The sequence below is a fragment of the Pantoea sp. ME81 genome (assembly GCF_903970985.1).
GTDB classification, from domain to species: domain Bacteria; phylum Pseudomonadota; class Gammaproteobacteria; order Enterobacterales; family Enterobacteriaceae; genus Pantoea; species Pantoea communis.
In genome coordinates this window covers 25,386-46,250 of sequence record NZ_CAJCKS010000021.1, presented here as the reverse complement: position 1 = coordinate 46,250, position 20,865 = coordinate 25,386, and the positions used below count along the sequence as shown (strand labels likewise).

Here is a 20,865-nt window from a genome sequence, read left to right as displayed (position 1 = left end):
CTTCACGCAGTTGTTTGCGCGCGGCATCTGCTTCAGCGTTGTTACCGGTTTCGATGGCACGCATCAGGGTGTACCAGTCCTGCTCGATGCGATGCATCATCAGGCGGCTTTCACCACGGGCAACCGGGTAAACAGGCATCAGCGGTGGATGCGGGAAGCGCTCATCCAGGTATTCCATGATGATGCGTGATTCATACAACGTCAGTTCACGGTCGACCAGCGTTGGTACAGTGCGATACGGGTTGAGGTCAATCAGATCCTGCGGCAGGTTATCCGTTTCAACCTGCTCGATCTCCACGCTGACGCCCTTTTCAGCCAGTACAATACGTACTTGATGGCTAAAAATGTCAGTCGGACCAGAAAACAGCGTCATTACCGAACGTTTGTTGGCAGCGACAGCCATGAAAACCTCCAAGTTTGTTCACAAAAAGATACTGCGAATAGCCAACCACGCGGCGACTCACCTGCTCATCAGATTCGCACACAGCCAACGTCAGTGGCGCTTTCCCGTCGTCCCGACAGAAATAACACGCACAACGCTCCGGCTTGCGGGCGCAAAGTGTCAGTGAGTTTACCAGATTTTAAGCAGCTTGTGGGGCAGGGATAATGATTTGCGGGCAAAATGCGGGTAAAGCTCGCGTTTTTAGCGTGAAAAATCGTGAATGGTGACAATAAAAAACCCGCCGAAGCGGGTTTTTTGAGCAAATTGTGTCTGCCGAAGCAGCAACAATTAACGCTTAGAGAACTGCGGACGACGACGTGCTTTACGCAGGCCGACTTTCTTACGTTCAACTTCACGTGCGTCACGGGTAACGAAGCCCGCTTTACGCAGTTCAGGACGCAGAGACTCGTCGTATTCCATCAGAGCGCGTGTGATACCGTGACGGATCGCACCAGCCTGACCAGAAATACCACCACCTTTAACGGTGATGTACAGGTCAAATTTACCAACCATATCAACCAGCTCCAGCGGCTGACGCACGACCATGCGTGCAGTCTCGCGACCGAAGTATTGCTCCAGTGAGCGCTGGTTAATGACGATGTTACCGCTACCCGGCTTGATGAAGACGCGAGCGGCAGAGCTTTTGCGGCGACCAGTGCCGTAGTTTTGAGTTTCAGCCATTGCCTATAATCCCGATTAAATGTCAAGAACTTGCGGTTGCTGCGCCGCGTGAGTGTGCTCGTTGCCTGCGTAAACTTTCAGTTTACGGTACATAGCACGACCCAGTGGGCCTTTCGGCAGCATGCCTTTAACCGCGATTTCAATCACACGCTCAGGACGGCGCTCGATCATCTCTGCAAAGGTCGCTTGCTTGATACCACCGATGTGGCCAGTGTGGTGATAGTAAATCTTGTCAGTACGCTTGTTGCCGGTTACAGCAACTTTCTCAGCGTTCAGAACGATGATGTAATCACCGGTATCAACGTGCGGAGTGTATTCCGCTTTGTGCTTACCACGCAGACGGCGCGCCAGTTCAGTCGCCAGGCGACCCAAGGTTTTGCCCGTTGCGTCAACAACATACCAGTCACGCTGTACGGTTTCTGGTTTAGCTGTAAAAGTTTTCATTGAAAAGCTTACCCAAATAAAAAGTTACACGTTGGTGAAATCCCAAACGCTAAGTAAACGATTGAGGCTCACACGACCATTTTGCCCAGCAAGCCACCCCTTCAAGTGAGTTACCGGATCACATCGAGTTCCTGGGAAAGAAAACCGATGCTGTAACGTGGGGTCGCAAGATTATAGAGAAGTCGAACTCAAAGATCGAACCTTTTTGCATCGAAATCCTGCGATTTTTGCCCACGCCATCAGGGCAGATGCGGCAGACGCAAATACTCTTCGCTTTGCATCTCCTGCAAACGTGACAAGCAGCGTTGATACTCAAACTTCAGGCGCGTGCCCTGATAAATTTCAAACAGTGAGGTTTCGGCCGCCACCACCAGTTTCACGTGGCGTTCGTAGAATTCATCGACCAGCGCCAGGAAGCGGCGTGCCTGATCTTCGGTCTTGTAAATCATCACCGGCACATCATACAGCAATACGCTGTGGAAGCGGCGTGATAGCTCGATGTAGTCATGCTGACTGCGCCCTTCGCCACACAGCGCGAGGAAATCAATCGCCAGCACGCCTTCATGAACGCCCAGCGTTGGCATCTGACGGTGGTTAATTTCCAGTACCGGCGCATCTTCACGCGGCTTGCCGGACAAGGCGCGGAACATGCGCTCCATTTCAGCATGCGTGGCATCGTTAAGCGGGAAATTCCACAGATGCGCGGATGTCAGTGTACGCAAGCGGTAGTCGATGCCCGCATCCACGTTCATCACATCACAATGGCGTTTGATCTGTTCGATAGCGGGCAGAAAACGCGGGCGCTGCAGGCCATTGCGATAGAGATCGTCAGGCGGAATATTGGACGTCGCCACCAGCGCAATGCCGCGATCGAACAGTGCTTCCATCAGCGTACCCAGCAGCATCGCATCGGTAATATCGGACACAAAGAATTCGTCGAAGCAGAGAATATCGGTTTCTGCTTTAAAGCGGTCGGCCACAATCAGCAGCGGATCGCTATGGCCCTGTAACTGGGTCAGTTCTTCATGGACCCGCAGCATAAAGCGGTGGAAATGCAGACGAAGTTTGCGGTCGCCAGGAATAGACTGAAAAAATAAATCCATCACCCAGGTTTTACCGCGACCCACGCCGCCCCACATATACAGCCCGCGCACCGGCGCTTCGTTGCTGCTTTTCTCTTTGGACATCAGCTTCGACAGGCGGCCAAACAGCCCTTTAGCGGCGGGTTCAGGCGCGGGCTTACGGGCAATCAATCCTTGCTGGATCGCATCCAGGCGGGTAATGGCTTCGCGTTGTACATCATCCGGGCGAAACTCGCCCTGTGATAGCGCCTGCTCATAGCGGGCAAGCGGAGATGAGGTTTGCATGGTTCTCTCAGAATCCCTGAAAAAGTCCGATTCACGGGTCGGTTGGCGAAAATTAGGCCGCACTACACTAAGCGATGCAGCCCGAGAGTTCCACTTCCATAAGATTATTGGGTATAGTGACTGCTATTGAAGTGGAAACAGAAGCAATGCCCTACGAAGCAACGGAAATTACACGGGAGTCATTATGACCTGGGAATACGGGCTGATTGGTTTAGTGATTGGCATTATTGTCGGCGCAGTTGTCATGCGTTTTGGCAACAAGAAGCTGCGTGAGCAGCGTAGCATGCAGTACGAATTGGAAAAATCGAAGGCTGAGCTGGCAGATTATCGCGAAGAGCTCACCAACCACTTTGCGCGCAGCGCAGAATTGCTGGACAACATGGCACATGATTACCGCCAGCTGTATCAGCATATGGCAAAGGGTTCGAATGACCTGCTGCCAAATCTGCCGGGCGAAAAAAATCCGTTTGCTTATCAGTTAACGGAAGCCGAAGCGGATAACGATCAGGCACCGGTGCAGATGCCGCGTGATTACTCTGATGGCGCATCCGGTTTGCTGCGCGGCAGCGACCGTACACCGCGTAAATAATCCTTTTGGGGCACAGCTTAGCTGTGCCCTTTTTGTTTTCCGAACACTTACGCCAAACTACTGTCACACTTTCTATCCCCTTTCTTCTTTCGCAGCGAGAGCGTTGTAGCAATGAAAAAACAAGCACGACTGTTAAGCGCATTAGCCTTGAGTATTGGGATGAGTCTGGCGGCAACGCCTGGCGCGATGGCGACGCTGCCCGCACAGGTGCAGGGACAAGCACTGCCGAGTCTGGCACCCATGCTGGAAAAAGTTCTGCCCGCGGTCGTTAGCGTGCATGTTGAAGGCACCGACAGCGGCCAGCAGGCACAGGATATTCCTGAACCGCTGAAGCGCTTCTTTGGCCAGGCACCGGGACAATCTCAGCCGCAACCGTTTGAGGGCCTTGGTTCAGGTGTCATCATTGATGCGGCTAAAGGTTACATTCTCACCAACAATCACGTGGTCAACGGTGCCGATAAAATCAGCGTCCAGCTCAGCGATGGCAATGAATATGATGCCAAGCTGATTGGCCATGATGAGCAAACCGACATCGCGCTGATTCAGGTTGAAGGCGCTAAAAATCTGACGCAGGTGAAAATCGCCGACTCCGACTCCCTGAAAGTGGGCGATTTTGCTGTGGCTATCGGTAACCCCTTCGGTCTTGGCCAAACGGCCACCTCCGGCATTATTTCGGCGTTGGGCCGCAGCGGGTTGAACCTTGAAGGCCTGGAAAACTTCATCCAGACCGATGCGGCGATTAACCGGGGGAACTCCGGCGGTGCGCTGGTGAACCTGAATGGCGAGCTAATTGGTATCAACACCGCGATTCTTGCCTCCAGCGGCGGCAACATTGGTATCGGCTTCGCGATTCCCAGCAATATGGCGATGAACCTCGCGCAGCAGCTGATTCAGTCTGGTGAAGTGAAACGCGGTCAGTTGGGCATTAAAGGCACCGAAATGACGCCTGACATCGCCAAAGCCTTTAACGTTGACGCTCAGCGTGGTGCCTTTGTTTCTGAAGTGCTGCCTAACTCGGCGGCGCAGAAAGCGGGCATTAAAGCGGGCGACATCATCACCTCCATCAATGACAAAGCGATCACCAGCTTTGCCGAGTTGCGCGTAAAAGTGGGCACCACCCCACCGGGTCAGCAGGTGAAAATTGGTCTGCTGCGTGAAGGCAAACCGGTGACGGTGACCGTGACGCTGGAACAGAGCGCGCAAACCACCGCCAGCGCCCAACTGATGTCTCCGGCGTTACAAGGTGCCACCTTGAGCGATGGTGCCTCTAAAGCCGGCGATAAAGGCGTGAAAGTGGATGCCATCGAAAAAGGCACGCCAGCTGAGCAGGCAGGTTTGCAGAAAGATGATGTGATTGTCGGTGTGAACCGAGATCGCGTGACCTCGCTGGCTGAAATGCGTAAAGCGCTGGAAAGTAAACCCGCGATCCTGGCACTGAACGTGGTGCGTGGCGACGAGAGCATTTACTTACTTATGCGATAATCCTCGCAACAGGCGGACAAGCAGGTGTTTGTCCGCCTTTCTCATGTTATTCTGCCCAGCGATCCCACCTTTCCTGAAATAACACCATGTTTCTTAAACTTTTGCGTTCTGTGGTGATGGGCCTGATCGTAGCGGGTTTGCTGCTGGTAGCGATCCCTGCGCTGCGTATGAGCAGCAACGTCACCTTTGATCATGACAACAGTGATGATGAATCCCCCGTGAGCTTCAATCAGGGGGTGCGCCGCGCTGTGCCTGCGGTGGTCAACGTCTACAACCGCAGTGCCCATGGCAACAATAATCGCGGTATCACCACGCTGGGTTCTGGCGTGATCATGAACGTGAAAGGCTACATTCTCACGAACAAGCATGTCATTAATAACGCCGACCAGATCATTGTGGCGTTGCAGGATGGTCGTTTCTTTGAAGCCACCTTAGTGGGTTCAGATGCGATGACCGATTTAGCGGTGCTGAAGATCAGCGCCACTAACCTGCCGGTGATTCCGATTAACGCTAACCGTATCGCACATATCGGCGATGTGGTGATGGCGATTGGTAACCCCTACAACCTCGGGCAGACCGTCACTCAGGGCATTATCAGTGCCACCGGGCGCGTGGGCTTGAGCTCATCGGGTCGTCAAAATTTCCTGCAGACCGATGCATCCATCAATCAGGGCAACTCAGGCGGTGCGCTGATTAACTCGCTCGGCGAACTAATGGGCATTAACACCCTGACATTTGATAAAAGCAATGATGGCGAAACGCCGGAAGGGATTGGCTTTGCGATTCCAACCGCGTTAGCAACCAAGATCATGGATAAATTGATTCGTGACGGTCGGGTCATTCGTGGCTATATCGGCATCACCGGCCGTGAGCTGCCGCCGCTACACGGTCAGGGCAGCAGTCTGGATCGTGCACAGGGTATTATCGTCAGTGAGGTTACGCCAGGCGGGCCAGCCGATCGGGCAGGTATTCAAGCCAATGATGTGCTTTTACAGGTGAACGGCAAACCGGCGCTGTCGGCGCAGGAAACCATGGATCAGGTCGCCGAGATTCGTCCAGGATCGGTGATTCAGGTGCAGGTTCTGCGTAACGAACAAAAGATGATGCTGCCAGTCACTATTCAGGAGTTCCCCGAAGCGCCAGCCGCACCCACGACGCAGCAGTAACCCTTAAATAAACAACGGCGCAATACATGCGCCGTTGTTGTCTGAAACACCCTGCCTGAGCAAGAATGATTAGCTGCGATCCACCGGGAAGGCAATCACGTCGCTTAATGCATTAGCTTTCAACGCCAGCATAATCAAACGATCCACACCCAACGCCACACCTGAACATGCAGGCATGCCATGTGCCAGCGCATCCAGAAGGTTGGTATCAATCGGATGCTGCGGTAAACCACGCGCTGCACGGCGACGATTATCCTGCTCAAAGCGCTGACGCTGTTCGCGGCTATCGGTCAATTCGCGGAAGCCGTTAGCCAGCTCCACGCCTTTGTAATACACCTCGAAACGCTCCGCGACGCGATGATCCTCAGTGCTGATTTCGGCCAATGCCGCCTGACTGGCCGGGAAGTGATACACGAAGCACGGTTTCTCGTTACCAATCTTCGGCTCAACACCCAGCATAAACAGCAGCTGCAACAAGGTATCGCGGTCTTCTTCACGATTCGCCAGTTCACCCTCACCCAACTTCGTCGCGGCTTCACGCAGCTGTGTTTTATCCGCTGACAAAGGATCAAGTTCCAGATGGCGAATAAATGCCTGCTGATACGATAAAGATTCGGCGCTATCGCACTCCAGCACCTGCTGCATCAGATCGTCGACTTCATTCATCAGGCGATACATATCGTAGTGAGGACGATACCACTCCAGCATGGTGAACTCAGGATTATGGTGGCGCCCTGCTTCTTCGTTACGGAAGCAACGTCCCATCTGATAGATTGGGCCACTGCCCGCCGCCAGCAGACGCTTCATATGATATTCCGGGCTGGTCATCAGCCACAGATCGCGCCCTTCCGCTGCACCTGGACCCACAAAGCGCGTCTGGAACGGCACCAGATGGATATCCGTGATGGTCGCCTGGCTCATCGCCGGGGTATCGACCTCCAGCACGCCGCGATCGGCAAAGAAACGACGAATCTCCGCCAAAATAGCGGCGCGTTTCAACAAATTGGCAATGGGTGCGCTCGGCTGCCAGCTTGCCGTTTCGCTCATGTTGGTGACTCCTTATACAGATAAGGGGGAGAAGTCTACCCGTATTGGCTACGGCAAACAACGGCGTGACGGGATCGAAGGCGTTAGCGGTGCTTTTTCAGACAAAGAAAGAGGGAATCAGGGAATCCGGTACGAAATCGGGTTTCGCACCGGTTTGGATCACTGTGCGCTGCGCTGAATCGCTTTGCCACCGGCCTGAACGTCCTCGCCAACACCACGGGTGGTGTTGCAGGCGGTCAACACAGAGGAAAGCACCAGAACAGAAAGAATCGCGACAATACTTTTCTTTAACATAGCCATATCCTTGTTGGTTGCAGTAAAAGTACAGCCATTCAAGCATAGACCTTATACAAAACCTTGCTGGCTAAGCCGCTGAAAAAAGGCGGCGCCCTCGCAATTTATTTATCAGCTGCGCGTGAAATGGCACCGCCCAAATGGGAGACGTCTTCACCAAAGCCGTGGAAAGTGTTGCAGGCACTTAAAGCAGAAGAGACCAGCAACGCAAAAACAGCCAATTTCGCCATCTTTTTCATTATTCTGAACTCATAGAGAAAAAAGGCGCATCGAGTGATGCGCCTGATTTGGCAATTATTTTACGCGAGAAACGTATTCGCCAGAGCGGGTGTCAACTTTAACCACTTCGCCAATCTGGACGAACAGTGGAACTTTGATCACTGCGCCAGTAGACAGGGTCGCTGGCTTGCCGCCGGTACCGGCAGTATCACCTTTCAGACCTGGATCTGTTTCGATGACTTCTGCTTCGATGAAGTTCGGTGGCTGAACAGCGATCGCTTTATCGTTCCACAGGGTAACGATACAATCCGCATTGTCCTGCAACCATTTGGTCACGTCGTCCAGCACTTTAGATTCGATCTGATACTGCTCGAAAGACTCTGGGTGCATGAAGTAGTAGAAGTCGCCGTCGTTGTAAGAGTACTGCAGCGTCATATCACGAACGTCTGCGCCTTCGGCAGAGTCGGTAGATTTGAAGGTCTTCTCAACGCGAGAACCGGTCAGCAGACGACGCATTTTAACGCGTGCAAATGCCTGGCCTTTACCCGGTTTAACGAACTCACTGGCTTCGATGGCATATGGCTCGCCTTCGAACATGATTTTAAGACCGGGACGGAAATCGTTGCTAAGATAAGTCGCCATAAAGGCCCTCTGTAAATATTGAACTGGTAATAGCCAAAAAAATGGCAAACATTGTAACCCTAAATCCCCCCATCAGAGAAGATTGGTTGCAGCAACTTGCTGATGTTGTCACCGATCCTACTGAATTACTGCGACTTTTATCTCTCGAACAGCATGCGGATTTGGCCGCAGGCAACGATGCGCGCAAGCTTTTTGCGCTGCGCGTGCCGCGTGCCTTCATTCAACGCATGACGCCGGGCAATGCGCACGACCCCCTTTTGCTGCAGGTATTAACCAGCCGTCAGGAATTTGTCGATGCGCCTGGTTACAGCACCGACCCGCTGGATGAACAAAGCAGTGTGGTGCCCGGCTTACTGCATAAGTACAGAAACCGTGCTTTGCTGCTGGTGAAAGGCGGCTGTGCGGTTAACTGCCGCTACTGCTTCCGTCGCCATTTCCCCTATCAGGATAATCAGGGCAATAAGCGCAACTGGCAGGCGGCGATTGATTACATCGCTGAGCATCCAGAGCTGGATGAGATTATCTTCTCGGGTGGCGATCCGCTGATGGCCAAAGACCATGAGCTGGCGTGGCTGGTCGGCGCGCTGGAGAAAATCCCCCACCTGAAGCGTCTGCGCATTCATAGCCGCCTCCCGGTGGTGATTCCCGCACGTATTACCGAAGGGTTATGCCAGATTCTGGCCGAAACGCGCCTGCAAGTGCTGATGGTGAGTCATATCAACCACGCGCAAGAGATTGACGATGAGCTGCACTACGGCATGCAGATGCTCAAACGTGCGGGCGTCACTTTACTTAATCAAAGCGTGCTGCTGCGCGGTATCAATGATGATGCACACGCGCTGGCTAATCTGAGCAACGCGTTGTTTGATGCCGGTATTCTGCCCTATTACCTGCACGTGCTGGATAAAGTACAGGGCGCGGCGCATTTCTTTGTTTCGGATGATGAAGCGCGTGCCTTGGTACGCCAGCTGCTGACCATGGTCTCAGGTTACATGGTGCCAAAACTGGCGCGCGAGATTGGCGGAGAGCCAAGTAAAACGCCGCTGGATTTACAGCTACGTCAGGAATAACCGCCGCGCGAGACATTGCGCCCACAAAAAAAGCCGCATCAGCGGCTTTTTTTACATCTCTTTCATGCCATTACGGGCACTTATACACCTGACCAGACATTTTGCTGTCAAGCGGTGCGAAAGCTGAAAGCAGGTTCTGCGTTGGGCTGGTTGCACCGTAAATCACGTTGCCACCCATCTCTGCCGCGCGGTTACGCAGGTCATTGGCTGCGCCACGCAAAGAACTGCCTTCACCGCCTGAACCGCTCAACCAGTTGCTCTGTGAGCCGGTGACATTGCCCAGCAGCTGACATTGGCTTCCAGGCTGTTGGTCAACGAAAGTGACACGCTGTCCGCCGGAACTCAGTTGATTGGAGCTGCTGCAGCCCGCCAGCAGTAAAGTCCCTACCGCCAGTCCGAGCAAGAGGTTAATCCGCATTGTAATCCCCATTTATTATCATCAGTGTCGGGCGGCAGCGTAGCAGAAAAGCGCACTTTTTTTCTGAACATTCATTGCCCTAAACCCGCAAAGCCGAAGTATTGCGCTCTTACTTATACCTTGTTCGCCGCCAAAAGAAAAACCCCCGACCGTTTCCGATCGAGGGTTTTTCACATGACTTAAGCAGTCAGGGGCAAATTACATCATGCCGCCCATTCCGCCCATGCCACCCATGCCGCCAGCGCCACCTAAATCAGGAGCATCGCCTTTAGGCAGGTCAGTTACCATCGCTTCGGTGGTGATCATCAGACCCGCTACAGAAGACGCGTACTGCAGTGCAGAACGGGTTACTTTGGTTGGGTCCAGGATACCGAAGTCGATCATGTTGCCGTATTCTTCAGTCTGAGCGTTGTAGCCGTAGTTGCCGTCGCCTGCTTTCACGTTGTTAGCAACAACAGATGGCTCTTCACCGGCGTTAGAAACGATCTGACGCAGTGGTGCTTCCATTGCGCGCAGCGCAACTTTGATACCTACGTTCTGATCTTCGTTCTGACCTTTCAGGCCAGAAGCAGCGATCTTGGCTGCAACGCGAACCAGTGCAACACCACCACCAGCAACCACGCCTTCTTCTACCGCAGCACGGGTAGCGTGCAGGGCATCTTCAACGCGTGCTTTCTTCTCTTTCATTTCAACTTCAGTGGCTGCACCCACTTTCAGAACGGCTACGCCGCCTGCCAGTTTCGCTACGCGCTCCTGCAGTTTTTCTTTGTCGTAATCAGAAGTTGCTTCTTCGATCTGCTGACGGATCTGAGTCACACGGCCAGAGATTGCACCCTGATCGCCCACACCATCGATGATGGTAGAAGTATCTTTGTTGATCACAACACGCTTAGCCTGACCCAGATCTTCCAGGGTCGCTTTTTCCAGCTCCATACCGATCTCTTCAGAGATGACGGTACCGCCGGTCAGGATTGCGATATCCTGCAGCATTGCTTTACGACGGTCGCCGAAGCCAGGTGCTTTAACCGCAGCCACTTTCACGATACCGCGCATGGTGTTAACCACCAGAGTTGCCAGTGCTTCGCCTTCAACATCTTCAGCGATGATGAGCAGTGGTTTACCGGCTTTCGCAACCGCTTCCAGTACTGGCAGCAGTTCACGGATGTTAGAGATCTTCTTGTCAGCCAACAGGATAAACGGTGCATCCAGTTCGATTGCGCCGGTTTCTGGCTTGTTGATGAAGTAAGGAGACAGGTAGCCACGGTCGAACTGCATACCTTCAACCACGTCCAGCTCGTCTTGCAGGCCGGTGCCTTCTTCAACGGTGATAACACCTTCTTTGCCCACTTTATCCATCGCTTTCGCGATCAGGGTACCGACTGACTCATCAGAGTTAGCAGAGATGGTACCTACCTGAGCAATGGCTTTAGTATCCTGGCAAGGAACAGACAGCGCTTTCAGCTCTTCAACGGCAGCAGCAACGGCTTTATCGATACCGCGCTTCAGGTCCATTGGGTTCATGCCAGCCGCAACGGCTTTCAGGCCTTCGTTCACGATAGACTGAGCCAGAACGGTTGCAGTGGTGGTGCCGTCGCCCGCAGCGTCATTCGCTTTAGAGGCCACTTCTTTCACCATTTGTGCACCCATGTTCTCGAACTTGTCTTCCAGCTCGATTTCACGTGCTACAGAAACACCATCTTTGGTGATGGTCGGTGCACCAAAAGATTTATCCAGAACCACGTTACGGCCTTTCGGGCCCAAGGTAACTTTTACTGCATCTGCCAGTACGTTCACGCCACGCAGCATTTTTACGCGCGCGTCATTACCGAATTTTACGTCTTTAGCTGCCATTTCAAATATCCCTTAAATTCGTTTCGTTCAGTGAATTACGCGTAATTACGCTTCGACAATCGCCAGGATGTCGCTTTCAGAGATGATCAGAACTTCTTCGTTATCGATCTTTTCAGTTTTGGCACCGTAGCCTTCGCTGAAGATAACCAGATCGCCAACTTTCACGTCCAGCGGCTTAACATCACCGTTTTCCAGGATGCGGCCATTACCCACAGCCAGAACTTCACCACGGGTTGATTTGCCAGCTGCAGAGCCGGTCAGAACGATACCGCCAGCAGATTTAGCTTCAACTTCTTTACGCTTGACGATAACGCGATCGTGCAACGGACGAATTTTCATTTGGTAGCTCTCCTTTGAAGAAGTCCAATCATTCAGTTTTTTGGGTTGAACCGGACTGCATGGCTTCCGGCCTCGTGGAGAGAGAGATAGGGTCACTAAAAAGGGCTTTCAAGGGGCAAAAAATAAAAAATTTTCGTTTTTGTAACCATTGACGAAAAAGACAGCAAAAAGGGCGACTCTCGCCGCCCTTCTCTTCTTATCGATCTTTATCGTGTCCGATTTGATCCTGATCTTTACGCTCGTATTCGCCATCCATGGTATAGCCACTGTCAGGCCCGGCGCCGGGTCCGCGCCACACACGCAGATGCGGCATTAATTTCAGCGTCAGATGTTTCTGCACCGGAGGCAACAGCAGCAACAAACCGAGGAAGTCAGTAAAGAAGCCCGGCAACAGCAGTAAGAAGCCCGAAATGATCAGTGAAACGCTTTTGGTCATCTCCGCCGCTGGGCTTTCATTGCGCGCCAGCTTCTCCTGCATCAGACGGAAGTTCTTCATACCCTGGTTTTTCACCAGCGACACACCGATGCACGAGGTGAAGATCACCAATAGCATGGTGAGCAGCACGCCGAGGGCATGTGCAACCTGAATGAAAATTGAGATCTCAATCCAGGCCAGAACAAAAAAAATCACGAACGGTATCCAGCGCACCGATATCTCCTGTGAGTAGGGCTGCCTCGCTTCTTGCCAGGCAGCAGAAAGGGATGGTCTGTCTGACCGTATTGATAGAGATGGGCATCTCAACCCGCGATTTCAACCGATCCTGCCAAATTTTTCCCACTGACTTAAAATTGCGAACTACATCACATATCGTTATTACCGCTGGGCCAGTAAATGCCCGTAAAGTGATCTGTGCACAAACAATTCTGTAACAACAGAATATGATCGTGCCCGCCAGCCCGAAGATGGATAAAATGTCGGTGCTGGTAATCCACGACAATATAATTGCTTCACCTGCACAGTGATTGCCGCCCGACCATCCCGGTCGCCCGGCAGTGACACCGCAGAAATAATAAGAAGGTAATCATGGCGAACAACATTCGTATCGAAGAAGACCTGTTAGGCATGCGCGAAGTTCCGGCAGACGCTTACTACGGTGTTCATACTCTGCGTGCGATTGAGAACTTCTACATTAGTAACAACAAAATCAGTGACATACCGGAATTTGTCCGCGGTATGGTGATGGTCAAAAAAGCAGCCGCGCTCGCCAACAAAGAGCTGCAAACAATCCCTCGCAACATCGCAAACACCATTATTCAGGCCTGTGATGAAGTGCTGAATAACGGTAAATGCATGGATCAGTTCCCGGTTGACGTCTATCAGGGCGGCGCGGGCACCTCGGTCAACATGAACACCAACGAAGTGCTGGCAAACATCGGTCTGGAACTGATGGGCCACCAAAAAGGTGAATACCAGTACCTCAACCCTAACGATCACGTGAATAAGTGTCAGTCGACCAACGATGCTTATCCCACCGGATTCCGTATTGCGGTTTACGCTTCAATTCTGAAACTGCTGGACGGCATCAGCCAGCTCAGTGAAGGCTTCCAGCGTAAAGCGGTCGAGTTCGAAAATATCCTCAAGATGGGTCGTACCCAGTTGCAGGATGCCGTACCGATGACGCTGGGCCAGGAGTTCCACGCGTTTAACGTGCTGCTGAATGAAGAAACCCGCAGCATTCTGCGCACCGCAGAACTGCTGCTGGAAGTAAACCTGGGCGCGACGGCCATCGGGACTCGCCTCAACACCCCGGATGGCTATCAGCAGCTAGCCGTTCAGCGTCTGGCGGAAGTCAGTAATCTGCCTGTCGTCCCGGCAGAAGACTTGATTGAAGCGACCTCTGACTGCGGTGCTTACGTGATGGTGCACTCTGCGCTGAAACGTCTGGCGGTGAAACTGTCGAAGATCTGTAACGACCTGCGCCTGCTCTCTTCCGGCCCACGTGCGGGTCTGAACGAAATCAACTTGCCAGAACTGCAGGCCGGTTCATCAATCATGCCAGCCAAAGTGAACCCGGTGGTGCCAGAAGTGGTGAACCAGGTGTGCTTCAAGGTTATCGGCAACGACATTACCGTGACCATGGCGTCAGAAGCGGGTCAGCTTCAGCTCAACGTAATGGAACCGGTGATTGGCCAGGCGCTGTTTGAGTCGATCAGCATTCTGACCAACGCCTGCTTCAACCTGCTGGAAAAATGCGTCAACGGCATCACGGCTAACAAAGCCGTATGTGAAGCTTACGTGTTCAACTCCATCGGTATCGTCACTTATCTCAACCCGTATATCGGCCACCACAATGGCGATATCGTCGGCAAGATTTGTGCGGAAACCGGCAAGAGCGTACGTGAAGTGGTATTGGAGCGCGGTCTGCTGACCGAAGCGGAACTGGATGACATCTTCTCGATTCAGAACCTGATGCATCCGACCTACAAAGCCAAACGCTACACCGACGAAAACGAACAGTAATCCGTTCCGGATCAAGTTGCCAAAAGCACGCCTGTATACAATACGGCGTGCTTTTTTCTTATTGGCGGCTACAACTTTAAGAGTCGAGATTTCCCCCACGGCTCAGGAGCGGAATGAATGGTGTTAGTGGAATTACTGATTGTCCTGCTGGCGATCTGGCTGGGTGCACGTCTAGGCGGCATCGGGATTGGATTTGCCGGCGGATTGGGCGTACTGGTGTTGACGCTGTTCTGCGGCATGAAGCCGGGCGCGATTCCCTTCGATGTGATCGAAATTATCATGGCAGTGATTGCCGCAATTGCCGCGATGCAGATTGCAGGCGGACTCGATTACATGGTCGGCCTGGCGGAACGCCTGCTGCGCCGCCATCCACGTTACGTCACCTTCCTCGCGCCACTCGTCACCTATGTGATGACGCTGCTGGCGGGCACCGGACACACTGCGTTCTCGACGCTACCCGTCATCGCTGAAGTCGCCAAAGAGCAAGGGGTGCGTCCATCGCGCCCATTGTCGATTGCCGTCGTCGCCTCGCAAATTGCCATTACCGCTTCACCGCTTTCTGCGGCGGTGGTGTTCTTCGCCTCAATTCTTGAACCGCGCGGCGTCAGCTATCTGGCGCTGCTGGGCGTATCGATCCCAGCCACGATGGCCGCGATATTCTGTGCCGCCGTGATCACCAGCTTTCTTGGTAAAGAGTTAAAAGAAGACGAGGTGTATCAGGCGCGCTTAGCCAAAGGTGAAGTCACACTGCGCGGAGAACGCGTCTATGACATTAAGCCTGGCGCCAAACGTGCCGTGCTGCTGTTCCTGATCGGCATAGCGGCAGTTGTGCTCTACGCCACGGCGATCAGCGACAGCGTTGGGCTAATCAGCAACCCAGTGCTGCCTCGTAACGAAGCGATTGTGGTGTTTATGCTCACCGTTGCCACACTGATTTGCCTAACCTGCAAAGTCGATACCGGCGAAATCCTCAGCGCCAGTACGTTCAAATCCGGCATGAGTGCCTGTATCTGCGTGATGGGCGTGGCATGGCTGGGCGATACCTTTGTCAAAGCCCACCTGGCGGACATCCAGACTGCGGCTGGCGATATGTTGCAGAGCTACCCGTGGATGCTGGCGTTGATATTGTTCTTCGCTGCTACCCTGCTCTATTCACAGGCAGCGACCACCAAGGCGTTGATGCCTGCCGCCCTCATGCTTGGCGTATCCCCTCTCGCCGCCGTTGCCTCCTTTGCCGCCGTCTCAGCCCTGTTCGTGTTGCCGACCTATCCCACCTTATTGGCAGCAGTAGAAATGGATGACACCGGTTCGACCCGAATCGGCAAGTTTGTGTTTAATCACTCCTTTATCATTCCCGGCGTGTTGGCGATTGCCTTCTCCGTGGCGTTTGGCTTCCTGTTTGGTAGCCTGATTCTGTAACGCCGTTACATCCTGAAAACCTCGTGGCGAGGCGGCCGTGCTATCATCGCGGCTCATTCGCCACCGGAGCTGATTACATCCTCATGGCTGCACGACTTTCTCGCCTGATGGGCCTTTGCCTTGCATTGCTGTTTTGCTTTTCAGCACAGGCCAATATCTTCTCACCTAACAATAACAGCCGCTTTGTGCCGGTGGATCAGGCATTTGGCTTCGATTTCAGCCAGCAGGGCAACCAACTCACACTGAGCTGGAAGGTGAAGGACGGCTATTACCTTTATCGTCAGCAGATTCATGTGACGCCGCAAAAAGCACAGATGGCACCGTTGGCTCTGCCGCCAGGACAGTCGCATGAGGATGAGTTCTTCGGCAAGAGCGAAATCTATCCGCAGGATTTACAGGTCCCGATCACTCTGCATCAGGCTGAGTCTGGTGCCACGCTCACGGTGACCTATCAGGGCTGTGCGGCCGCCGGATTCTGCTATCCGCCCGAAACCCGTTCGGTGCCGCTTAACCCGGTTGCCGCCAATCACGATGCCCCCGCCGTTAACGCGCAGCCTGCACAACAGCGCACGCCACTGCCGTTTTCACCGCTGTGGGCGCTGCTGATTGGCATCGGCGTTGCCTTCACGCCGTGCGTATTGCCGATGTATCCGCTGATCTCCAGCATCATTCTCGGTGGCCAGCGTCGCTACTCTGCTGGACGCCTGTTCGCACTGGCGATGGTCTATGTGCAAGGGATGGCGCTGACCTACACCGTGCTCGGTATGGTGGTGGCCGCCGCAGGTTTACGTTTCCAGGCGGCGCTGCAGCATCCTTACGTATTGATTGGCCTGTCAGCGCTGTTCATGGTGCTAGCGCTGTCGATGTTTGGCTTGTTCTCGCTGCAACTGCCTTCCGGCCTGCAAACGCGCCTGACGCTGTGGAGTAATCGCCAGCAAGGTGGTTCGCTGCCGGGCGTGTTTATGATGGGCGCACTGGCGGGATTGATCTGCTCGCCATGCACCACCGCACCGCTGAGTGCCATTCTGCTGTATATCGCGCAAAGCGGTAACCTGTGGGCCGGTGCGGGTACGCTGTGGCTGTATGCCTTCGGCATGGGCCTGCCGCTGATCGCCGTCACGATGTTTGGTAATAAGCTGCTGCCGAAAAGTGGCCCGTGGATGCAGAGCGTCAAAGAGGGCTTCGGCTTTGTGATTCTGGTGCTGCCGGTGTTCTTACTGGAGCGTGTAGTGGGTGATGTCTGGGGCTTGCGTCTGTGGAGCCTGCTCGGCGTCGCGTTCTTTGCCTGGGCGTTCAGCCTCAGCCTGCGTGCTAATGGCAAATGGCGCATTCTACAAATCATCATGCTCGCTGCTGCGCTGGTGGCCGCTCGTCCGCTGCAGGATTGGGCTTTTGGCAGCAGCGCCAGCGTGCAGTCTGTGGCGCATCTGCCGTTCAAAACCATTGCCAGCAGTGAACAACTGGATAGCGCACTTCAGCAGGCACAAGGTCGCATTACCATGGTCGATCTCTACGCCGACTGGTGCGTTGCCTGCAAAGAGTTTGAGAAATATACCTTCAGCGATGAAGGCGTGCGTGCCGACTTAAGTCAGCTACAATTGCTGCAAGCCAACGTCACCGCGAATAACGCGCAGGATAACGCCCTGTTGCAGCATTTACAGGTATTAGGCTTGCCCACCATTCTGTTCTTTGATGCACAAGGCAAAGAAATCCCTGACTCACGCGTCACCGGTTTCCTTAACGCTGCCGACTTCCGCACGCATTTGCACAATCTGTCGCGTTAAACGACACTGGTTGCAGGACACTGCCCGTTCGTGCGCGAGCGGGCCCGCACTCCAGAGGAGAGTCACTTGCAACGTGAACAGATTCTTGAACATGCGCTGAATGTGCTTGAGCAGAGCGGCCTTGCCGCCACCACTTCCCTGCAGCAGTTGGCCGGTGAGACCGGACTTGATGCAGAACATCTTGAACGTTTCTGGCCCGACCGTGACGCATTATTGTATGACGCGCTGCGCTATCACGGTCAGCAGATTGACAGCTGGCGCCGCCAGATACAGCTCAATGAACATCTCACAGCCCAACAAAAATTGCTGGCGCGTTACGACGTGTTAAGTGAGCACGTGAACAAAGGCCGCTTTCCCGGCTGCCTGTTTATCGCCGCCTGCAGCTTCTATCCGCAGCCTGACCAACCCGTACATCAGTTAGCCGAGCAGCAGAAACGCAGCTCATGGCAGTTCACTCATGAAATTCTGGTGGATTTGGCGCTGGATAATCCCACGATGGTGGCCGATCAAATGGAGCTGATTCTCGAGGGTTGTCTGAGCAAGCTGCTAGTGAAACGCAACGTGCAGGATGTGGCCACCGCGCGTCGTCTGGCAGAGGATGTGCTGAGTATCGCGCTGTGCCGGCAGAACGGGGCACTGGCCTAAACTTTCGCAGGAGGCCCTTAAGCCCGTGCATCATGCAGGTCATGCAGGTCATGCAGGTCATGCAGGTCATGCAGGTCATGCAGGTCATGCAGGTCATGCAGGTCACGCAATCCTGAATACCGCTTTACCACCAGCGGGCACGTTGAGATTTTGCACACCCTGCCTGAAAAGCAAGCAATCAGTCACGATTGCTACGCTTTTTTGACGAAAGCCGTTGACGGCTGAAAGCCATTAAGGTTTAATGCGCCCCGTTGCCCGGATAGCTCAGTCGGTAGAGCAGGGGATTGAAAATCCCCGTGTCCGTGGTTCGATTCCGCGTCCGGGCACCAACATTCTGAAAACCCAGCTTATGGCTGGGTTTTTGCTTTTCTGCGTTTGACGTTTTCAAAACTTAATCCCTTAGCCCCCCTCAACTTTATTATGTCCCACTTTAAGGACTTAACTCACCTTTAATCCTCATAAAGTGCTATATAAGGGACTCTACAATACATCCATTTATCATGACAATGATCCGATAGAGTCCTATAATTTGGACATTAAACGCATGACCGACGATAAAGTGTCTACATTGGGACTTTAAAGATATGACTACTCCTTCCGCATCTGCACTGGCTGAAGAAATTGGCCAGCGACTCAAGCAAGCCCGTCTAAATCGTGACTTAACGCAGACGGAGGTTGCTGAGCGCGCAGGTGTTGCACGTAAGTCTGTGCTCAATGCTGAAAAAGGAAAAGTGCCGTTCGATGTCTTTATCGCCATCATGGTAGCGTTGGATCTCACCGAAAAGCTGGAGCTGTTTCTGCCGCGTCAGGAGATATCCCCGATTCAACTTGCAAAGCTGCAGGGTAAACAAAGGCGGAGAGCTTCAGGGCAACGAAAAGATAAACCGCTCAGGGAGGAGAAATCAGAATGGTAATGGAAGTTATCAATGTTACCTATGCACAACAAGAAGTGGGTGCGTTCTGCAAAGCCGCTGTCTTAGATATTTAAACAGCATCAATGAACATAATCGCATCAAGATAAGCTGCAGGATGCCTCAAGGCATCCTCAAACGACCTGCAACCGAAAATCTTCACCATTCATCCAAATGAAATAGAGAAACTTATTAATGTTAAAGCAGAAAAGTTCGCCCATCGCCCGTAGGTAGTTCAACGTTCAAGCTCAGCTTTCCGCCTAATGCCTCAACATACTTTTTTAGGCTTGAGAGTTTTATATCATCGCCTCGGGCTTCAATAGCTGCTATGGCTGGCTGTGAAACGCCCATTTTCTCGGCTAACTGTACTTGTGAGAGCTCAAGCTCTTCGCGTAAGTGTCGTAATTGAACCTCAATAATTTTATCCGCGACTTTAGCCTTAATTCTCTTCTGTGATTCTGGAGATCGTTGTGCAATGAGTTCTTCCAGTTTAGGCATGTATTATTCCTCTCAAATGCTTGCTGTATTCTTGATCTGCTAATTTGATCATTGATCGGTAAAACCGCTTCTGATTGATCCCCGTTTTGCCCCTGCACACAAGACGATCCCCTTCCTTCTGGGATCGAATGCGAAGAACGCCCGAACAGGTCTACCATTACTTTGCACGCGCAATTCTTTCATGTTTGCATATTGAGAACCGATGATGGTGTCTACATCAGGCCGCCCTAAATGAGGGCCGAAGATTTTCAACACTTCCAGGCTTGCGAGTACATCTTCAATCATTTCATCATCCTGCGCTTTTAGCCACGCTGCAAAATGCTCCGTTGTATCAACGCTCCAGTTGTTCAAAAGTCCCTCACATGAACTGTAGTTTATACGCCTTGGATATAAACTAGAAGTTATATTTGAAGCTTACCCTTTTTCAATACCTGAACGCTTAAGTGAGTTTGAAATAATGTTGAACTGAGATACAACGCGAATAAAACTGCAAACAGCCTGCAAAGTGCAGTCAGTCACAGGTACCGCCCCTAAAGCTCAGAACCCATGAGCAGCATTCATAAGCTCATGCCAATTGCCCCTACAGTCACCAGAGTCTTTCCCCGCTATGCTTGCCGCATCAGTCATTCCTCAAGGCGGGAGACACAATGAAAGAGATTATGATGGTTATCGGGGCAGGTGCGATTGGACAAGCCATCGCGCGTCGCGTGAGTCAGGGCAAAACTGTGCTGCTGGCAGACCTCAATTCGAGAAACTGTGCGGCTGCCGCACAAACCTTACGTGATGCCGGCTTTACGGTAGAAACCAGCCAGGTCGATGTCAGTTCGCGCCAATCGATTCAACATTTGGTGCAGCAGGCCACAGCGCTGGCAGACCTCATAATGGGACCAGAAGGCGGCTACATCAGCGGCAGTGATTTTCTGATGGATGGCGGCGTGACGGCATCTTATTGGTACGGTGATTTGAAGCCCTGATTGATTTTTCCGCCGGAGTTAAAAACCGGCGGAAATTTAAAAACAACTCTCCAGCCATATTATTAATATATGCCACCATAACGAAACCCAATAAAATTAATTATCAGCAAGTTAAAAGGTAG

Annotated in this window: 23 protein-coding genes, 1 tRNA gene and 1 pseudogene; 11 read left to right on the top strand and 14 right to left on the bottom strand. The window is 52.8% G+C overall.

Annotation, left to right across the window (positions count from 1 at the left end; genetic code table 11):
• From H7A81_RS06175 to zapE, 4 genes are all read right to left on the bottom strand, one after another.
• Positions 1–403 (bottom strand): glutathione S-transferase N-terminal domain-containing protein (locus tag H7A81_RS06175; protein ID WP_182057001.1); only part of this gene is annotated, 403 nt, incomplete at its 3' end.
• A 327-nt stretch (positions 404–730) separates the two neighbouring features.
• Positions 731–1,123, bottom strand: coding sequence for a 30S ribosomal protein S9 (gene rpsI, locus H7A81_RS06170; RefSeq protein WP_034826648.1), 393 nt, complete (start codon positions 1,121–1,123; stop codon positions 731–733).
• 15 nt (positions 1,124–1,138) lie between these two features.
• Entirely contained in the window at positions 1,139–1,567 is a 429-nt protein-coding gene (gene rplM, locus H7A81_RS06165) for a 50S ribosomal protein L13 (protein WP_034826650.1), read from the bottom strand.
• Positions 1,568–1,806: 239 nt separating this feature from the next.
• Positions 1,807–2,934: a cell division protein ZapE gene (gene zapE / locus H7A81_RS06160; protein ID WP_058961871.1), complete on the bottom strand. Its 1,128-nt coding sequence runs from the start codon at positions 2,932–2,934 to the stop codon at positions 1,807–1,809.
• A gap of 184 nt (positions 2,935–3,118) precedes the next feature.
• Between zapE and zapG the strand changes: the two genes are divergently transcribed.
• The 3 genes from zapG (at position 3,119) to degS (ending at position 6,171) form a co-directional block, all read left to right on the top strand.
• The gene (gene zapG, locus H7A81_RS06155) at positions 3,119–3,523 is read left to right on the top strand and encodes a Z-ring associated protein ZapG (protein ID WP_034826655.1); all 405 of its coding nucleotides are present in this window, start codon (positions 3,119–3,121) and stop codon (positions 3,521–3,523) included.
• Between the two features lie 111 nt (positions 3,524–3,634).
• Positions 3,635–5,005 carry a serine endoprotease DegQ gene (degQ, locus tag H7A81_RS06150; RefSeq protein WP_058961870.1) on the top strand — a complete coding sequence of 457 codons (1,371 nt, stop codon included), beginning with the start codon at positions 3,635–3,637 and terminating at the stop codon, positions 5,003–5,005.
• Between the two features lie 86 nt (positions 5,006–5,091).
• The gene (gene degS / locus H7A81_RS06145) at positions 5,092–6,171 is read left to right on the top strand and encodes an outer membrane-stress sensor serine endopeptidase DegS (protein WP_034826661.1); all 1,080 of its coding nucleotides are present in this window, start codon (positions 5,092–5,094) and stop codon (positions 6,169–6,171) included.
• A gap of 69 nt (positions 6,172–6,240) precedes the next feature.
• Here degS and epmA read toward each other — a convergent pair whose 3' ends face one another.
• The 4 genes from epmA to efp all read right to left on the bottom strand — a co-directional run bounded on the left by epmA (position 6,241) and on the right by efp (position 8,373).
• The gene (gene epmA / locus H7A81_RS06140) at positions 6,241–7,218 is read right to left on the bottom strand and encodes an elongation factor P--(R)-beta-lysine ligase (RefSeq protein ID WP_058961869.1); all 978 of its coding nucleotides are present in this window, start codon (positions 7,216–7,218) and stop codon (positions 6,241–6,243) included.
• 159 nt (positions 7,219–7,377) lie between these two features.
• The gene (locus H7A81_RS06135; protein WP_038649531.1) at positions 7,378–7,512 is read right to left on the bottom strand and encodes an entericidin A/B family lipoprotein; all 135 of its coding nucleotides are present in this window, start codon (positions 7,510–7,512) and stop codon (positions 7,378–7,380) included.
• Positions 7,513–7,616: 104 nt separating this feature from the next.
• Positions 7,617–7,751, bottom strand: coding sequence for an entericidin A/B family lipoprotein (locus tag H7A81_RS06130; protein ID WP_034826667.1), 135 nt, complete (start codon positions 7,749–7,751; stop codon positions 7,617–7,619).
• Positions 7,752–7,806: 55 nt separating this feature from the next.
• Positions 7,807–8,373 (bottom strand): elongation factor P, encoded by a 567-nt coding sequence (gene efp / locus H7A81_RS06125; protein WP_034826669.1) that lies wholly within the window; start codon positions 8,371–8,373, stop codon positions 7,807–7,809.
• Between the two features lie 41 nt (positions 8,374–8,414).
• Between efp and epmB the strand changes: the two genes are divergently transcribed.
• Positions 8,415–9,443 (top strand): EF-P beta-lysylation protein EpmB, encoded by a 1,029-nt coding sequence (epmB, locus tag H7A81_RS06120; RefSeq protein ID WP_166933791.1) that lies wholly within the window; start codon positions 8,415–8,417, stop codon positions 9,441–9,443.
• Positions 9,444–9,513: 70 nt separating this feature from the next.
• On the opposite strand, the gene H7A81_RS06115 is transcribed toward epmB, so the two are convergent.
• The 4 genes from H7A81_RS06115 to H7A81_RS06100 all read right to left on the bottom strand — a co-directional run bounded on the left by H7A81_RS06115 (position 9,514) and on the right by H7A81_RS06100 (position 12,700).
• On the bottom strand, positions 9,514–9,861 hold the full coding sequence (locus H7A81_RS06115; protein ID WP_034826674.1) for a DUF4156 domain-containing protein: 348 nt from the start codon (positions 9,859–9,861) through the stop codon (positions 9,514–9,516).
• A 198-nt stretch (positions 9,862–10,059) separates the two neighbouring features.
• On the bottom strand, positions 10,060–11,712 hold the full coding sequence (gene groL / locus H7A81_RS06110) for a chaperonin GroEL (protein WP_034826677.1): 1,653 nt from the start codon (positions 11,710–11,712) through the stop codon (positions 10,060–10,062).
• A gap of 45 nt (positions 11,713–11,757) precedes the next feature.
• Positions 11,758–12,051 carry a co-chaperone GroES gene (locus H7A81_RS06105; protein WP_021507766.1) on the bottom strand — a complete coding sequence of 98 codons (294 nt, stop codon included), beginning with the start codon at positions 12,049–12,051 and terminating at the stop codon, positions 11,758–11,760.
• A 196-nt stretch (positions 12,052–12,247) separates the two neighbouring features.
• Positions 12,248–12,700 carry an FxsA family protein gene (locus H7A81_RS06100; RefSeq protein ID WP_097119018.1) on the bottom strand — a complete coding sequence of 151 codons (453 nt, stop codon included), beginning with the start codon at positions 12,698–12,700 and terminating at the stop codon, positions 12,248–12,250.
• A 375-nt stretch (positions 12,701–13,075) separates the two neighbouring features.
• Here H7A81_RS06100 and aspA point away from each other — a divergent pair, with 375 nt between their 5' ends.
• The 6 genes from aspA (at position 13,076) to H7A81_RS06070 (ending at position 19,274) form a co-directional block, all read left to right on the top strand.
• Entirely contained in the window at positions 13,076–14,512 is a 1,437-nt protein-coding gene (gene aspA / locus H7A81_RS06095) for an aspartate ammonia-lyase (RefSeq protein WP_007886584.1), read from the top strand.
• 117 nt (positions 14,513–14,629) lie between these two features.
• Positions 14,630–15,931 carry an anaerobic C4-dicarboxylate transporter gene (locus tag H7A81_RS06090; RefSeq protein WP_058961867.1) on the top strand — a complete coding sequence of 434 codons (1,302 nt, stop codon included), beginning with the start codon at positions 14,630–14,632 and terminating at the stop codon, positions 15,929–15,931.
• A gap of 83 nt (positions 15,932–16,014) precedes the next feature.
• Positions 16,015–17,715 carry a protein-disulfide reductase DsbD gene (locus tag H7A81_RS06085; RefSeq protein WP_182057000.1) on the top strand — a complete coding sequence of 567 codons (1,701 nt, stop codon included), beginning with the start codon at positions 16,015–16,017 and terminating at the stop codon, positions 17,713–17,715.
• 66 nt (positions 17,716–17,781) lie between these two features.
• Positions 17,782–18,360, top strand: coding sequence for a transcriptional regulator (locus H7A81_RS06080; protein WP_058961865.1), 579 nt, complete (start codon positions 17,782–17,784; stop codon positions 18,358–18,360).
• A gap of 253 nt (positions 18,361–18,613) precedes the next feature.
• A tRNA-Phe gene (locus H7A81_RS06075) sits at positions 18,614–18,689 on the top strand.
• A 255-nt stretch (positions 18,690–18,944) separates the two neighbouring features.
• Positions 18,945–19,274 carry a helix-turn-helix domain-containing protein gene (locus H7A81_RS06070; protein ID WP_045831892.1) on the top strand — a complete coding sequence of 110 codons (330 nt, stop codon included), beginning with the start codon at positions 18,945–18,947 and terminating at the stop codon, positions 19,272–19,274.
• A 195-nt stretch (positions 19,275–19,469) separates the two neighbouring features.
• On the opposite strand, the gene H7A81_RS06065 is transcribed toward H7A81_RS06070, so the two are convergent.
• Both H7A81_RS06065 and H7A81_RS06060 read right to left on the bottom strand, forming a co-directional pair.
• A complete protein-coding gene (locus H7A81_RS06065) occupies positions 19,470–19,769 on the bottom strand; it encodes a helix-turn-helix domain-containing protein (protein WP_034826692.1) in 300 nt (99 codons plus the stop codon).
• A pseudogene (locus H7A81_RS06060) lies at positions 19,762–20,054 on the bottom strand (type II toxin-antitoxin system RelE/ParE family toxin). The gene H7A81_RS06065 and the pseudogene H7A81_RS06060 overlap by 8 nt, the downstream one beginning before the upstream one ends.
• A 362-nt stretch (positions 20,055–20,416) precedes the next feature.
• Between H7A81_RS06060 and H7A81_RS06055 the strand changes: the two are divergent.
• The gene (locus H7A81_RS06055) at positions 20,417–20,743 is read left to right on the top strand and encodes an SDR family NAD(P)-dependent oxidoreductase (RefSeq protein ID WP_166933804.1); all 327 of its coding nucleotides are present in this window, start codon (positions 20,417–20,419) and stop codon (positions 20,741–20,743) included.
• Positions 20,744–20,865 lie beyond the last annotated feature (122 nt).